The sequence below is a fragment of the Rhizobium sp. ERR 1071 genome, assembly GCF_007828675.1.
Lineage (GTDB): Bacteria > Pseudomonadota > Alphaproteobacteria > Rhizobiales > Rhizobiaceae > Rhizobium > Rhizobium dioscoreae.
Genome location: NZ_VITM01000004.1, coordinates 157,180 through 171,351, shown reverse-complemented (window position 1 = coordinate 171,351; position 14,172 = coordinate 157,180). Strand labels below are relative to the sequence as shown.

The window sequence follows — 14,172 nt, the reverse complement described above, 5'->3', positions numbered from 1 at the left end:
TCATGCTCCAGTTTCATCTTCCGCAGGTGGCGCGATCTTGGCGATCATGCCCCGCAAGGCTTCCATATCCGCATTCAGCGGACGGTCATCGCCATAGATGGGCACGCAGGAACGGGCGGCCGCGTAGATACGCTCGGTTCCCGGCGCCCGCGTCCCGTGCGAGGTAAGAAAATCATGCGCCTGGGCCGCCGCCATCAGTTCGATCGCCAGGATGTATTCCGCGTTATCGAGGATCGCGAGCAGCTTGTTGGCCGCCGCTGTCGGATGGGCCAGAAAATCCTCCTGCAGGCCGGAGGTCAGTCCGCCGTCAAGCGATGCGGGCGCGGCGAGACGCCGGTTGTCGTTGCTCAGCGCGGCAGCCGTGTATTGCGCGATCATGAAGCCGGAATGGCTGCCGGCGTCGCTCGCAAGGAACGGCGGCAGGCCGCTGACCAGGGGATTGACGAGACGATCCGTCCGCCGCTCGCTCATCGCGGCAATTTGGGCGATCGCGATCGCCAGACTATCAGCCGCCTGGCCGAGGGCGGGGGCAACGGCATGGGCTTCGGACGAGACGATCGGCTCCTCCGGCGTACCCGAAACGGCCGGATTATCGGTGACCGAAGCCAGTTCCTGATCGACAATGCGCGCCGTCTGCTCGAAGACATCCCAGGCTGCGCCATGGGCATGAGGTACCGATCTCAGACTCAGAGCATCCTGCGTCCGCCGCCCAAGGGCAGCAGCGACAAGGCCGCTGCCATTCAAGCGGCTGCGAAGCCTGCGCCCGACCTTGGCGATCCCGGCCGATGGACGCAGCGCAAGCACATTTCCCTCGAAAGCTGCCATCTGGCAGCCTACGGCTTCCAGGGTCAGCGCGGCGATGGCATCGGCCCAATCGAGCAGGCGTTCGGCACGCGAGACTGCAAGCGCCGACAATCCCGTGGCGCATGCCGTGCCGTTGACGAGGCTCAAACCCTCCTTGGCACCCAGTACCAGGGGAGGCAGACCGATCGCTGCGAGCGCCTCTGCACCACTCATCAGCTTGCCCTTCACGACAGCTCTGCCCTCGCCGATCAGAACGAGAGCGATGTGGGCATTGTGTGTGAGATAGCCGGCAGAGCCTTTGGACGGGACTTCCGGAATGCAGTCATATTCGAGAAACGCAGCAAGATGCCTGACGATCTCGGGCCGCACACCGGAATAGCCATGGGCGAAATTGGCGATCTGCGCCGCAATGATCGAGCGCACCTCGCGCGCCGGCAGAAGCGGGCCGACACCGCAGGCATGGCTCAAGATGATGTTGCGCGAGAGCCGGCTCTGGGAATCGCGATCGACCACCGTATCGGAGAGCGCGCCGACGCCGGTGTTGACGCCATAGGCGCGCACGCCCGTTTCGACGATACGCTCGACGATGCGGTTTGCCTGCTCAACGCGCTTCCAGGCTTTGTCGGAGAGGATCAGCGGCTCACCGCCGCCAACACGAACGACGTCGCGCCAGGATAGCGACTTATCGACGATGACGGTCATTGCCCATTTCCGAAATGGCCGATGAATTGACGGAAGGCCGGCGAGGCGCCGCTGCCGAACATCTCGTCCGGCGTGCCGGTGCTTTCGACGAGGCCTTCCTTCATGAAGACGACGCGGTTGGAGACGTTGCGGGCAAAGCTCATCTCGTGGGTGACGACCAGCATCGTCGTGCCTTCTTCGGCAAGCGAGCGCATGACACGCAGCACTTCGCCGACAAGCTCAGGATCGAGCGCCGAGGTCGGTTCGTCGAACAGCATGAGCTTCGGCTTCATGGCAAGCGCGCGGGCAATCGCCGCTCGCTGCTGCTGCCCGCCGGAAAGATGCGCGGGATAGGCGTGGCGCTTGTCGGCAATACCGACTTTTTCCAGCAGCACTTCGGCCTCGGCGATGCATTCTGCGCGGGGACGCTTCAGGACATGAACCGGCCCCTCGATGACATTCTGCAGGATCGTCATATGGGACCAGAGATTGAAACTCTGGAAGACCATGCCGAGTTCGGAGCGGATATGATCCACCTGCTTATGGCTCGCCGGATAGCTTTTGCCATTCTTGTGGACCATGCGGATCTGCTCGCCATCCACCCAGATCTCGCCATCCGTGGCGATTTCGAGGAGGTTGATGCAGCGAAGGAAGGTCGATTTGCCCGAGCCGGAAGCGCCCAGCAGCGAAATCACATCGCCATCCTGTGCATCGAGGGAAATGCCGCGCAAGACCTCGTGAGTACCGAAGCTCTTGCGGATGTTGCGGACGGAAAGTCGGGTGACACCTGGCATGATTTGCCTGCTCCAGTAAGCTTTAAGCCTTCAGCGCCGGCGGGATCGCACGGCGATGGCGGGACAGAGAATATTCCAGCAGGGCCATGGCCTGCAGAATGATGAAATTCAGCACGAGGTAGATGATCGCCGCGCAGATGAAGACCTCCATCGTGCGGTAGGTTTGCGAGATCAGCCGCTGCGCAACGCCCGTGACCTCCCAGACCGTGACGAGGCTCGCGAGCGCGGTCGACTTCATCATCAGCACGATCTCGGTCGAATAGGCCGGGAGCGCATGCCGGAAGGCGATCGGCGCGATGATGCGACGCACCAGCAGGAAGCCGGACATGCCGATCGAACGGGCGGCTTCGATCTCCTTCGGCGAAACGGCACGGATGCCGCCGCGGAAGATCTCGGCCGAATAGCCGGCGGTGCAAAGCGCCAGCGACAGGATCGCGCAGACGACCGGCTCGCGCAGGAAGGGCCAGAGGAAGGAGTAGCGAATGATCGAAAATTGCGCCAAACCGTAGAAGACCAGGAACATCTGGATCAGCAGCGGCGAGCCGCGGAACACGAAAATATAGCCCTTGGCAAAACCGGAGAGAATCGGATTGCCGCTGACGCGCATGGCGACGATGACAAGCGCCAGAATGCCGCCAAAGAAGATCGACAGGAAGAACAGCAGCAGCGTCATTGGCACTGCCTTCAGCAGTGTGACCATCGTGCTCGAAAGGAAATCGAAATCCATACCGTCCTCCTCAAGCCTGGCCGATCGTCGCAGCCGGCATGCTGCGATTGGCGCGACGTTCAGCCTTGTTGAAGATGCGATCCGATAGGCTGGTCAGGACCAGATAGAGAATGCCGCCGGCTATGAAGAAAAGGAAATACTGGCGGGTGGAACCGGCAGCCACCTGACTGGTGCGCATCAATTCCGCAAGGCCCGTGACCGAGATCAAAGCGGAATCCTTGAGGCTGAGCTGCCAGACATTGCCGAGCCCGGGAATGGCGAAGCGGAAGACCTGCGGAATGATGATGCGACGCAAACGCAAACCGCGATGCATGCCGATTGCGGACGCCGCCTCAAGCTCGCCCTTGGAAATGGCGAGATAGGCTCCACGGAAAACCTCTGCCTGATAAGCGCCGGAAATGATGCCGACAGCGAGAGCACCGGCGGCAAAGGATGGCAGGCCGAGAAAGCCTTCATAGCCAAGCCATTTGCCGATGGAGGTTACCGCCGACGACCCGCCGAAATAGATCAGATAGATAATCAGAAGTTCGGGCACACCGCGGAAAACGGTGGTGTAGATATTGCCGAGCGTCTTCAACACCATGCTTCCCGAGAGCTTCGCGAAGGCAATGGCCGCGCCGAGGACGGCGCCGATGGCCAAGGCGGTCGCCGTCACGGCCAGCGTCATCAAGGCGGCAACAAGCAGCAGCGCGCCCCACCCGTTCGAGCCGAAGCCCAGCAATTGCAAGCTTGCCATAGATCCAATCCCTGTCCGTGGCAGTTTTAGGCGTCAGGATACCATAGGGTCTCCGGCCGCAAAGCCGGAGACCGATGATAACGGCCCAAAGACGTACTCATCAATTCGGGCTGACGTCGACCTTGAACCACTTCATCGACAGGGTCTTGATGGTACCGTCGGCAAGCGCGGACTTGATCGCCTCATTGAACTTGTCGCGCAGGTCGGTATCCGCCTTGCGGATGCCAAGGCCTTCGCCTTCGCCCCAGATGGAACCGGCGATTTCCGGGCCGGTGAAGGCGAGCGAATCATTCGCGCTGGCAAAAGCGTTCGCGAAGTAGACGGCATCGTCGAAGCCGAGATCGATGCGGCCGTTCTGCAGGTCGAGATCGCGGTCGGCGCCGGTCTTGTATTCGCGGATCGTGGCGATCGAGCCGAAATTGTCATAGACGAACTTGGCATAGACGGTTGCGGCCTGGATGCCGATGGTCTTGCCCTTGAAGGCTTCCTTCAACACGTCGATTTCCTTAACGCCGGTCTGGCCGGGGGTCATCTTGATCGTGGTGCCGGTGCCGGCAGCATTGGCAAGCGGGCTGTCCTTGGCGGTCGCAAAAGCGGCAGGCGTTGCAGCATAAGGAATGGTGAAGCCGATGACCTGCTTGCGCTCGTCGGTGATCGACAGAGCATCCATGATGACGTCGAACTTGCCGGCGTTCAGCGCCGGGATCATGCCATCCCAGTCGGAAGCGACGAGCTTGCAATCGATCTTGGCGCGTTCGCACAGAACCTTGGCAAGCTCCGGCTCGAAGCCGCCGAGCGTACCATCGGCGTTCGTCATGTTCCACGGCGCGTAAGCACCTTCCAGGGTGATCGTTGCCGTCTTCCAGTCCTTGGCGAAGGCCGGCGCGGCAAAAGCGGCGGCAGCCACGACGCCTGACAAGAGAATTGCACTGAATCTCATCGTGTAGAGCTCCTCTGAGGTTGAAATAAGCCTTGCAGCATTTCCTACCGATCTTCGCCGGCTTGCCCGCTTTCCCAATTAATTTTTAGGATTGATTGCGAGGTTGTATAGGGTACCATATGTGATAATTTATGATATGCAAGTGGGAAAGTTGTTTTCGAGGCAGATTCACTCTGTGCAAAGGAAATAGGCAATGAAACGTTCCGGCGAGATGAAACGCGAACTGGCGGAAAATGACGCCGCGCCCCTCTATGCCGGCGTCAAGCAGATGATACTCGACCGCATTCATAGTGGCGAGTGGCCGCCCAAATATCGCGTTCCCTCCGAAAACGAATTGGTGGTCGAACTTGGCGTCAGCAAAATGACGGCCAATCGTGCGCTGCGGGAACTGGCCAATGAAGGCGAGCTCGTTCGCATCCAGGGCGTCGGCTCCTTCGTCGCCGAGCGCAAGGGCGCCTCCGCCCTGTTCGAGGTCCGCAACATCGCCGAGGAGATCGCCGAACGCGGCCATTCCCATCAGGCAAGCGTAGTCGTTCTCGCCCGGGAAGCCGCATCGCCCGACATTGCCGACGCGTTGGAACTCGACATCGGATCGCCGGTTTTCCATTCGCTGATCGTGCATAGCGAGAACGGCGTGCCCGTGCAGATCGAGGACCGGCATGTCCATCCGGACGCCGCACCCGACTATCTGCAGCAGGATTTTACCGACATGACGCCGAACGCCTATCTCTCGGCCGTTGCTCCGCTCAGCGGATCGGAACATGTCGTCGAAGCCGTCATGCCGCAAGCCTGGGAATGCAAGCTGCTGACGATCCTGAAGACCGAACCCTGCCTGACGATCTGGAGGCGCACATGGTCGGCGCGCGGCATTGTCTCCACAGCGCGCCTCGTTTATCCTGGGCATCGCTATCGGCTGGAGAGCCAAAGCGGCAAGCCGTCTGATCGTTAGTTGTATATGGAAGATATGATCATTCATTCGCTTTGAGAAGGCGCAAAGGATGCAAGGGGGGTCGAATGGGCTGGGTGCTGTCGGCAAATTACGATGCCTGCAGCATGCACTCCATAAATAATGCGCCCAAAAGCAGGCCCGAAACCGTAGCAAGCACTTTCAAGATCGCGCGCTCGATCCTGAGGCACTTCTGCGGCAGGATGAGCGCGAGCGACTCGCTTGCAGCTGCAACCAATATGCACACAAGAGCAATGATGCGGCGGTCTTCCGGGTAAGCCATGACAAACAAAAACCCCAGAAGGCCGAACGGGATGACGCTATCGATACTCGCCATCGCCATGAACGGATACCTCGTCCCGACCGGAACGACCGTCGTCACGGCGATCAGACCAAGCACGATCCAGGCAAGGGCATGGGCAAGCAGAGCAAGTTCCATACGAAAATCATAACAACAAGCCGCGAGTTTTCAAGCTGCGGGGCACGGCCTGTCTGCGCTTCCGTTCGACAGCGCGAGAATCCATGATGGCTGGCTGTATGCGGTTCGCATCGGCCACATCCGCCAACGATGCCTCTCACAGGCTGCTCAGCAAAAGGCTTGTCTCGCTGTTCGCAACGCCATCGATCATCCGCACTTCGCGCAAGACCCGATCAAAGTCCGACAAGCTGGTCGCGCGGATATTGGCGACCAGATCCCAATTGCCATTCGTCGTATGCAGCGAATATATTTCGGGAAGGCCGCGCAGTTTACGGATGACCTGCGTCGTCGATTTCCCGACGACTTCGATCATCATGACGGCATGCACGGTCTGCTCCTCATAATCTTCCCGAACCCTTACGGTGAAGCCAAGCAGCGTGCCGGTCTCTATCAGTCGATCCAGCCGGTTCTGCACCGTACCACGCGCGACGCCCAAGACATCGGACAGTTTGGAGAGCGAAGCCCGCCCGTCAGCGCGCAGATGAGCGATGATACGCCGGTCGAGATCATCGGGAATATATTTGGCGAGCGTCATCGCACGATCCTGATCTTGTTCAATCCGTCAAAAATTATGGGTAATTTGTGCAAACCCATACCAAAACTGGCACAGTTTTGCGATTTCAGTCAATCGATCCGCTTGATACCCTATGGGAAATGATTTCCATCGAGGATACGAGAATGTCCGCACCGCTCCCATCGGAAAGAGCTTTCATTCCCTTCGTCAGCGTCGAGAACATGATGCGGCTCGTCCATCACATCGGCATCGAAACCGTGCTCATCGAACTCACCGACGCCATCGAAGCGGATTTCCGCCGCTGGGACCTCTTCGACAAGACGCCCCGCGTCGCTTCCCATTCGCATGACGGCGTCATCGAGCTGATGCCGACATCGGATGGCGCCGTCTACAGCTTCAAATATGTAAACGGCCATCCAAAGAACATGGCGCAGGGCCTGCAGACGGTGACCGCCTTCGGCTTGCTTGCGGAAGTTTCGACCGGTTATCCCGTGCTGCTAACGGAAATGACGCTGCTGACGGCGCTGCGCACTGCGGCAACCTCGGCGATGGCGGCGAAACATCTGGCGCCGGCCAATTCGCGCCGCCTCACCTTGATCGGCAATGGCGCACAGGCGGAATTCCAGGCGCTGGCGATGAAGGCCGTCCTCGGCATCGAGGAAGTCCGCCTTTACGACATTGATCCGAGAGCCACGGAAAAGACGGTTCGCAATCTCGCAAAGACCGGCTTGAAGCTCGTGCACTGCACTTCGGCCCAGGCCGCCATCGAAGGTGCCGACATCATCACGACCTGTACGGCCGACAAGCAATTCGCGACCATTCTGACGGACAATATGGTCGGTGCCGGCGTGCACATCAACGCCATCGGCGGCGATTGCCCCGGCAAGACGGAGCTCCACCGCGATATCCTGCTGCGCTCCGACACTTTCGTCGAATATCCGCCGCAGACCCGCATCGAAGGCGAAATCCAGCAGATGGATCCGGATTATCCGGTCACCGAACTCTGGCAGGTCGTGAGCGGCCGGGCACCCGGCCGCAGCAGCGACCGGCAGATCACGCTGTTCGACAGCGTCGGCTTCGCGATCGAAGATTTCTCCGCCCTGCGCTACGTTCGCGAGAAGCTGGCGGGCACGAACTATTTCCAGAAGCTCGACATCATCGCCGACCCGGACGATCCGCGCGATCTCTTCGGCATGCTGCTCAGGGCAGCCTGACGAAAGATAATGGCGGCCATTTCCACGGTCGCCATCAAACACATCCGTCCTTCAGGCTAGGCGAATTCAGCCTTTGCTGCCGTAAGCAACCAGTTCCGGCTCGCGGACCCGTCCATTCAAAGAGAAGGCCAGCAGGGCCGACAACAGCATCAGTGCGCCTACGATAAACATCGGCAGCTCATAGAGGCCGGTCGCATCCTTGACGAGACCCGTCACATAGGGTGCGGCAAAGCCTGCGATATTGCCGATCGTGTTGATCAGGGCTATGCCCGCGGCAGCCGCCGGCCCAGTCAGGAAGCGCGACGGAATGGCCCAGAAATTCGGCAGGGCGGAAAAGATCGCGCAAGCCGTCAGTGTGATCATCACGATCGTCGCTTCAGGCGAGCCCATATAAAGCGCGGCCGGAATGCTGAAGGCGCCCACCAAGGCCGGAATGCCGATGTGCCACGGCCGCACACCACGTCTGGACGCATCGCGGCTCCAGAAGAAGAGGGCAAAAGCCGCAGGCAGGTAGGGGATAGCGGTAATCAGCCCCTTGTCGAAGACATCGAACTTGGTGCCAAATTTCGTTTCGAAGCCGGCAATGATCGTCGGCAGGAAGAAGGCCAGCGCATAGAGGCCGTAGATCAGGCCGAAATAGATGACCGACAGCAACCAGACGCGGCCGTCCGTCAAGGCAAGGCCGGTCATCTTGCCATGCGCCGCCGCCTTTGCCTTTTCCTCGCCGGCAAGCGCCCGGTTCAGCCAATCCTTCTCGGCCTGGGTCAGCCATTTCGCATCATCGGGGCGATCAGCGAGGTAGAACCAGGTGATGATGCCGACGATGACAGCCGGAATGGCAACGCCGAAGAACATGACACGCCAGCCTTCGAGGCCGAAGAGGCCATGCATCTGGATCAGCGTGGCCGCAAAGGGCGCTCCGACGACTGTTGTCAGCGGCTGGGCAAGGTAGAACAGTGCCAGGATCTTGCTGCGATGCTTGGCCGGCACCCACATGCTCAAGAACAGGATGGCCCCCGGGAAGAAGCCGGCTTCGGCAACGCCCAGCAGGAAGCGCAGCACATAGAGCTCCGTCGCGCTCGATACCCAGGTGAACAAGATCGCCACAATGCCCCAGCTTACCATGATGCGGGCAAGCCAGCGGCGCGCGCCGTATCTGTGAAGCGCGAGGTTGCTCGGGATTTCGAGAACGATGTAACCGAAAAAGAAGATGCCGGCGGCAAAGCCGAACTGCGCCGCCGTCAGCGCCAGATCCGTCGTCATGCCGTTCGGCCCGGCGAAGGAAATCGCCGTGCGGTCAAGAAAGTTAATGAAGAACATCAAGGCGATGAACGGCACCAGCCGCTTCGAAACCTTTGATATGGCCGAACGCTCGACCTGTGACATTTCCTGATTTGCGGGCTGCAATGAAAATCCCTCCCCCGTGCTGAAATCTTGACAACGCAGCGATCCGCTTGCGTCGCTGACAGGACGGAAACTCCGACTTCCCCTCCAGTCCCTGCCTTCGGCCGCATGCGCCTTCGAATGACCTTGATCTCTAGCGGGATGGACAAGCCGCAAGCAAACGATTTAATCTCCCTATCATGTGAGGAAAAATCACATCACGGGATAGCAGAATCTAAAAAATGAGCGGCCCTCTTCCATCCTTGAATGCGCTGAAGGCATTCGAAGCAACCGCGCGGCACAGGTCGATGACGCTTGCTGCCGACGAGCTCTGCGTTACGCATGGTGCGATCAGCCGGCACATTCGCGGGCTAGAGGAGACGCTCGGCGTCATCCTCGTGACCCGCCGCGCCCGTTCGACAGAGCCGACGCCGGAAGGCTCGCGGCTTGCTGAAGGGCTGGCAAGTGCTTTCGGCCTGATGCAGGCAAGCGTCGAGCGCGTCCGCCCAAGCCCGCTGACGCTCTCCTGCTCTTCCTCGATCATGATGGGCTGGATCATTCCGCGCATCGGCCAGTTTCACGAGCGCCACCCGCATATCGCCCTTCAGTTCAACATGAATTACGATCAGGTCGACTTCGTCCGAGACAAGATCAGCCTCGCCATCCGCTCCAGTGTCATCGATCCGCCGAAGGATGCGATCATCCGGGAGCTCGGCGGCGAGGCCATCGGTCCTGTCTGTTCGCCGGAATATCTGAACCGCTCCGGCATTTCGCGTCCCGACGATATGGAACATGCAGCGATCCTCTCCACGCAGACACGACCGCAAGCCTGGAGCGACTGGCAGGCCATAGCCGGACAGGCGGATCTGCGTCTGACACCACAGGCGGCCTTCGATCATTTCTATCTGCTGATCCAGGCCGCCGCATGCGGCCTCGGTATGGCGGTCGTGCCGCAAATGCTCGTGCTCGATCAACTTGCTTCCGGGCGGCTGGTGGCACCTTTCGGTTTTCTACCCGGCCCGCGCCGCATGGTGCTTTGGATCGCGCCGCACATTGCCGGAAGGCCGGATGCCCTAGCGCTCGAAAGATGGCTGACGGCCGAAATGCATGCAAGGCCGGACACCTGACAACTCACTCGGAGCCAGGGGCGGATTGCGCTCGCCTCGGATGAGAGGCTTTGCAACACCACCTCGAGCAATCGGAAATAGTCACGACGGAAACGCTGCTTATGTCAGCTAAAATACATTGAAATCAGCAGTTTTTCTCTCTGCACTTCGTGAGGGATAATATGCTATGAATTCTCGCAAGCATAAGACGAACCGGGCAATCCGTGCGGATTACGGTCGCCAAAGAGAGGATGCATCCTGAATATCGTGCCGGAACTGTCGAGACAAACGAACGAGATGGCTGCACTTATCTCTAGCTACGATTGGGCAGCCACCAGTCTTGGCCCCAGATCGGCGTGGCCCATGTGCCTTACCGCTGCAGTCGACCTCATGCTCCCTGCCCAAGCACAGATCGTCATGTTCTGGGGCGAGGACTTTATCGCACTCTACAACGATGCATACGCGCGAACCATAGGCGACAAGCATCCGCGAGCGCTCGGACGGCCTGCGCGGGAAAATTGGGCCGAACTCTGGAGCGATCTCGAACCGCTTCTTCGCTCCGTCCTTCATGATGGCATGGCGGTCGTTGCCAAGGACCGGCCCTTCTATATCGAGCGCTACGACTATCCAGAAACGGTTTACTTCGACATTTCCTATTCGCCCGTCCGCGGTACGGACGGCAAGGCGTTGGGTGTATTCTGCATCGTCAACGAGACGACGGAACGGGTCCGAACGGAACAGGCGCTGCGTGAAAGTGAAGAGCTGTTTCGCGCCGTCATCTCGCAATCGACGACAGGGTTTGCCCAGTGCGAACTCGACGGCCGTTTCGTTCGGGTGAATGAGCGTTTCTGCGAAATTGTAGGCTATTCCGAGAGCGAGCTCCTCGGCATGAAGACATACGACATCACCTATCCGGACGATTTGCATGAGAATACTCGTCTGTTCGAAGCGATGATGGCGACGGGAGAAAGCTTCGAGATCGAAAAGCGCTATGTTCGCAAGGATGGCAGCCTCGTCTGGGTCGCGAACTGCGTTTCCGCCTTGAAAGACGGTTCGGGACGCATCCAGCAGGCTGCCGCGATCGTCACCGATATAAGCGAGCGCAAGCGTGCACAGGAAGTAGAGCGGCAACTCGCGGCGATTGTCGCCTCATCGGACGACGCTATCCTCAGCATCGATCTCAACATGATCATTACAAGCTGGAATAGCGGTGCTGAGAGGCTTTACGGACAATCGGCCGAAGAGGCCATCGGCCAATCCGTGATGATGCTCGTTCCGGAAGACCGCAGCGACGAAGAGCCGGCGATCCTGGCGCGGATTCGTGCGGGCCAAAAGGTAGAGCCTTACGAAACCAAGCGACGCAACAAGAACGGCGCGCTTGTCGATGTTCTGCTTAGCGTTTCCCCGATCTATGACGTCTATGGCAGAATCGTGGGGGCGTCCAAAACTGCTCATGACATCAGCGCCAAGAAGGAGGCCGAGCGCCTGCAGACCGTGCTGGTGGGCGAGCTCAATCATCGCGTCAAGAATGTGCTCGCAACCGTGATGGCCATCGCGCGCCAAACGCTCGGGCGGGACGATGTGGACAAGGCATCCGTCGAGACATTCGAGGCGCGGCTGTCCTCGATGGCACGCGCCCACGATCTGCTGATCCACGGCCAATGGGAGCAGGCGGAATTGACTGCCGTCATTGCCCAGGCGCTATCCCCCTATCCGAAGGACAGGTTCGAAATTTCCGGACCGGCAATCAAACTCGCGCCGAGAGCTGTCGTTTCCATATCGCTTGCGCTGCATGAGCTTGCGACGAATGCCGCCAAATACGGTGCGCTTTCGGTGGCGGATGGCCGTGTTGCGATCACGTGGTCACTGGAAACGGGCAGGACGGATCACCTCAAACTGCGCTGGCAGGAATCGGGAGGGCCAATCGTAAAGCCTCCGACCCGCAAGGGCTTCGGCTCCCGCTTGATCGAAAACCTGCTGGCGGCGGAATTGAGCGGCAAGGTCCAAGTCCGTTACGAGCCGAGCGGCTTGATCTGCGCGGTGGATGCCGCCGCAGGGATCGGCTGGGATCAAGCTCACGACAAGGCAGAGTAACGCCGCACCCGGTGCTCAATCCCGGTCGATTCAACGCAGTCCTTTCGGCCGCGTCGCAAGCACATTGCGGATCGAGAAGCTCGAATGGATTCGCAGCACTCCCGGCATGGTCGACAGAATATCCTTATGGATGCGTTCGAAGTCGCCGGGATTGGCGACCTCGACGCGCAGCAGATAGTCGGAGCCGCCCGTCATCAAAAAGCACTCCTTGATCTCGGGATGTTTGCGTACCGCCGCCTCGAAACGATCGAGATGCTCCTCCGTTTGCCGCTCGAGCGTGATGTTGATGATGACGGCGATCGATGCCTCTGCCTGGGACGTGTCCACCAGGGCCGTATAGCCCCTGATCACGCCCGCCTGTTCCATCAATTTGATACGCCGCAGGCAGGCCGATGGCGACAGCCCCACCTCGCTTGCCAGCTTGGCGTTGCTGACTCGGGCATCGAGGCGAAGCAAGCGGAGAATATTGCGGTCGATGGCGTCGAGAGCGGGCATGTGGATTCTTTCAAAAATTCGCAGATCCTTTCAATATCAATGCATTTAAACAATAATCAATCACTGTTTAGCAAGCAATTTCGCGATCCTTTCAATAATCTTATATTGAACGACGAGGGCGGACATGGACGGCGGTATTGTGGATTCTCTGGCGCCAAAATTGGCGATCGATAGTGGAGCGTGTGGCTATCTGACGATCGATCTGGCCGCGCTATGCCGGAACTATGACAAGCTATCCACTATCGTCGCACCGGCGCGGGCCGCCGCCGTCGTCAAGGCGGATTCCTACGGACTTGGCGCCAATCAGGTATCGAAAGCACTCTACGAGCGCGGTTGCCGCCACTTTTTCGTCGCCCACTTCATTGAAGCGCTACGGCTGCGTCCGCAACTCCGTGGCGATGCAACTATTTTTGTGCTGAACGGCCTTTTACCCGGCAATGAGGCTGCCTGCGCCGATGGCGGCATCGTGCCTGTGATCAATTCGCTCCAACAGTTGCGGCAGTGGTCGGAGATGTCACGCTCTCTTCACCGCAGGCTCCCCGCGGTTCTCCAATTCGATACCGGCATGTCGCGGCTCGGCATACCGCCGGAGGACAGAAGCGCCGTGGCAGCTCATCTGCAGACATCCGACGACGTCGATATCCTGTTCATCATGAGCCACCTCGCCTCCGCAGATGAGACCGACAGCAGGCAAAACGGTGATCAGCTTGCCGAGATGTGTCGCGTCGCAACGGAGTTTCCGCAATACGATGTTTCGTTCGCCAATTCCGGCGGCATCTTTCTTGGCGGAGATTTCCATGGCGTACTGGCACGGCCAGGCATCGCTCTTTATGGCGGCGCTCCCACCAGTGGCGTTGCCAACCCCATGGAAGCGGTTGTCCGGCTCGAAGTTGCCGTGGTGCAGACACGGACCGTTTTGGAAGGCGCTCGGGTCGGCTATGGCGGCGTGCATGTGACGAAAGGCAAGACCCGGCTCGCGACGATCGCCGCCGGCTACGCCGACGGCTTGCCGCGCAGCCTCAGCGATCGCGGCGCCGTCTATTACGACGGCGTGCGTCTGCCCATCGTCGGCCGCGTGTCGATGGACAGCACGACAATCGATATCAGCGCCTTGCCCGAAGGCGCTCTCTCTTTCGGCAGCATGGTGGAAGTTCTGGGAGATCATCAGACCGTGGATGATCTTGCGCGCGACGCCGGCTTGATTTCCTATGAAATCCTGACCAGTCTCGGCCATCGCTTCCACCGTCAATATCGCTGACC

Annotated in this window: 14 protein-coding genes; 5 read left to right on the top strand and 9 right to left on the bottom strand. The window is 59.6% G+C overall.

What is annotated here, in order from left to right:
- The 5 genes from FBZ99_RS15575 to FBZ99_RS15555 form a co-directional block, all read right to left on the bottom strand.
- Window positions 1–1,506: an HAL/PAL/TAL family ammonia-lyase gene (locus FBZ99_RS15575; RefSeq protein ID WP_113395018.1), complete on the bottom strand. Its 1,506-nt coding sequence runs from the start codon at window positions 1,504–1,506 to the stop codon at window positions 1–3.
- Window positions 1,503–2,279: an ABC transporter ATP-binding protein gene (locus tag FBZ99_RS15570; protein WP_113329655.1), complete on the bottom strand. Its 777-nt coding sequence runs from the start codon at window positions 2,277–2,279 to the stop codon at window positions 1,503–1,505. Before FBZ99_RS15570 ends, FBZ99_RS15575 begins: the two co-directional genes overlap by 4 nt.
- Before the next feature lie 22 nt (window positions 2,280–2,301).
- Window positions 2,302–3,006 carry an ABC transporter permease gene (locus tag FBZ99_RS15565; protein ID WP_113329654.1) on the bottom strand — a complete coding sequence of 235 codons (705 nt, stop codon included), beginning with the start codon at window positions 3,004–3,006 and terminating at the stop codon, window positions 2,302–2,304.
- Between the two features lie 10 nt (window positions 3,007–3,016).
- On the bottom strand, window positions 3,017–3,742 hold the full coding sequence (locus tag FBZ99_RS15560; RefSeq protein ID WP_113329653.1) for an ABC transporter permease: 726 nt from the start codon (window positions 3,740–3,742) through the stop codon (window positions 3,017–3,019).
- A 100-nt stretch (window positions 3,743–3,842) separates the two neighbouring features.
- Window positions 3,843–4,682, bottom strand: a complete 840-nt coding sequence (locus FBZ99_RS15555; protein WP_113350592.1) for a transporter substrate-binding domain-containing protein — start codon at window positions 4,680–4,682, stop codon at window positions 3,843–3,845.
- A gap of 193 nt (window positions 4,683–4,875) precedes the next feature.
- On the opposite strand from FBZ99_RS15555, the gene hutC reads away from it, so the two are divergent.
- Entirely contained in the window at window positions 4,876–5,631 is a 756-nt protein-coding gene (gene hutC, locus FBZ99_RS15550) for a histidine utilization repressor (protein WP_069610348.1), read from the top strand.
- Window positions 5,632–5,719: 88 nt separating this feature from the next.
- Here hutC and FBZ99_RS15545 read toward each other — a convergent pair whose 3' ends face one another.
- Both FBZ99_RS15545 and FBZ99_RS15540 read right to left on the bottom strand, forming a co-directional pair.
- On the bottom strand, window positions 5,720–6,067 hold the full coding sequence (locus FBZ99_RS15545; RefSeq protein ID WP_113350593.1) for a hypothetical protein: 348 nt from the start codon (window positions 6,065–6,067) through the stop codon (window positions 5,720–5,722).
- Between the two features lie 136 nt (window positions 6,068–6,203).
- On the bottom strand, window positions 6,204–6,641 hold the full coding sequence (locus FBZ99_RS15540) for an Lrp/AsnC family transcriptional regulator (RefSeq protein WP_015343394.1): 438 nt from the start codon (window positions 6,639–6,641) through the stop codon (window positions 6,204–6,206).
- Between the two features lie 143 nt (window positions 6,642–6,784).
- On the opposite strand from FBZ99_RS15540, the gene FBZ99_RS15535 reads away from it, so the two are divergent.
- Window positions 6,785–7,834, top strand: coding sequence for an ornithine cyclodeaminase (locus tag FBZ99_RS15535; protein WP_113351037.1), 1,050 nt, complete (start codon window positions 6,785–6,787; stop codon window positions 7,832–7,834).
- 66 nt (window positions 7,835–7,900) lie between these two features.
- Here FBZ99_RS15535 and FBZ99_RS15530 read toward each other — a convergent pair whose 3' ends face one another.
- Entirely contained in the window at window positions 7,901–9,220 is a 1,320-nt protein-coding gene (locus tag FBZ99_RS15530) for an MFS transporter (protein ID WP_113350594.1), read from the bottom strand.
- Between the two features lie 239 nt (window positions 9,221–9,459).
- Here FBZ99_RS15530 and FBZ99_RS15525 point away from each other — a divergent pair, with 239 nt between their 5' ends.
- Together FBZ99_RS15525 and FBZ99_RS15520 are read left to right on the top strand one after the other, a co-directional pair.
- On the top strand, window positions 9,460–10,344 hold the full coding sequence (locus tag FBZ99_RS15525) for a LysR substrate-binding domain-containing protein (protein WP_113350595.1): 885 nt from the start codon (window positions 9,460–9,462) through the stop codon (window positions 10,342–10,344).
- A gap of 276 nt (window positions 10,345–10,620) precedes the next feature.
- Window positions 10,621–12,417 carry a PAS domain-containing sensor histidine kinase gene (locus FBZ99_RS15520; protein ID WP_113350596.1) on the top strand — a complete coding sequence of 599 codons (1,797 nt, stop codon included), beginning with the start codon at window positions 10,621–10,623 and terminating at the stop codon, window positions 12,415–12,417.
- Between the two features lie 30 nt (window positions 12,418–12,447).
- Here FBZ99_RS15520 and FBZ99_RS15515 read toward each other — a convergent pair whose 3' ends face one another.
- Window positions 12,448–12,912: an Lrp/AsnC family transcriptional regulator gene (locus FBZ99_RS15515; protein ID WP_069610343.1), complete on the bottom strand. Its 465-nt coding sequence runs from the start codon at window positions 12,910–12,912 to the stop codon at window positions 12,448–12,450.
- A gap of 124 nt (window positions 12,913–13,036) precedes the next feature.
- Between FBZ99_RS15515 and alr the strand changes: the two genes are divergently transcribed.
- Window positions 13,037–14,170 carry an alanine racemase gene (gene alr / locus FBZ99_RS15510; protein WP_113350597.1) on the top strand — a complete coding sequence of 378 codons (1,134 nt, stop codon included), beginning with the start codon at window positions 13,037–13,039 and terminating at the stop codon, window positions 14,168–14,170.
- The last annotated feature ends 2 nt before the right edge of the window (window positions 14,171–14,172 follow it).

Excerpts from the sequence above, each read along its gene's own strand:
- FBZ99_RS15575 (WP_113395018.1), bottom strand. The coding sequence starts at position 1,506 with ATGACCGTCATCGTCGATAAGTCGCTATCCTGGCGCGACGTCGTTCGT.
- FBZ99_RS15570 (WP_113329655.1), bottom strand. The coding sequence starts at position 2,279 with ATGCCAGGTGTCACCCGACTTTCCGTCCGCAACATCCGCAAGAGCTTC.
- FBZ99_RS15565 (WP_113329654.1), bottom strand. The coding sequence starts at position 3,006 with ATGGATTTCGATTTCCTTTCGAGCACGATGGTCACACTGCTGAAGGCA.
- FBZ99_RS15560 (WP_113329653.1), bottom strand. The coding sequence starts at position 3,742 with ATGGCAAGCTTGCAATTGCTGGGCTTCGGCTCGAACGGGTGGGGCGCG.
- FBZ99_RS15555 (WP_113350592.1), bottom strand. The coding sequence starts at position 4,682 with ATGAGATTCAGTGCAATTCTCTTGTCAGGCGTCGTGGCTGCCGCCGCT.
- hutC (WP_069610348.1), top strand. The coding sequence starts at position 4,876 with ATGAAACGTTCCGGCGAGATGAAACGCGAACTGGCGGAAAATGACGCC.
- FBZ99_RS15545 (WP_113350593.1), bottom strand. The coding sequence starts at position 6,067 with ATGGAACTTGCTCTGCTTGCCCATGCCCTTGCCTGGATCGTGCTTGGT.
- FBZ99_RS15540 (WP_015343394.1), bottom strand. The coding sequence starts at position 6,641 with ATGACGCTCGCCAAATATATTCCCGATGATCTCGACCGGCGTATCATC.
- FBZ99_RS15535 (WP_113351037.1), top strand. The coding sequence starts at position 6,785 with ATGTCCGCACCGCTCCCATCGGAAAGAGCTTTCATTCCCTTCGTCAGC.
- FBZ99_RS15530 (WP_113350594.1), bottom strand. The coding sequence starts at position 9,220 with ATGTCACAGGTCGAGCGTTCGGCCATATCAAAGGTTTCGAAGCGGCTG.
- FBZ99_RS15525 (WP_113350595.1), top strand. The coding sequence starts at position 9,460 with ATGAGCGGCCCTCTTCCATCCTTGAATGCGCTGAAGGCATTCGAAGCA.
- FBZ99_RS15520 (WP_113350596.1), top strand. The coding sequence starts at position 10,621 with ATGGCTGCACTTATCTCTAGCTACGATTGGGCAGCCACCAGTCTTGGC.
- FBZ99_RS15515 (WP_069610343.1), bottom strand. The coding sequence starts at position 12,912 with ATGCCCGCTCTCGACGCCATCGACCGCAATATTCTCCGCTTGCTTCGC.
- alr (WP_113350597.1), top strand. The coding sequence starts at position 13,037 with ATGGACGGCGGTATTGTGGATTCTCTGGCGCCAAAATTGGCGATCGAT.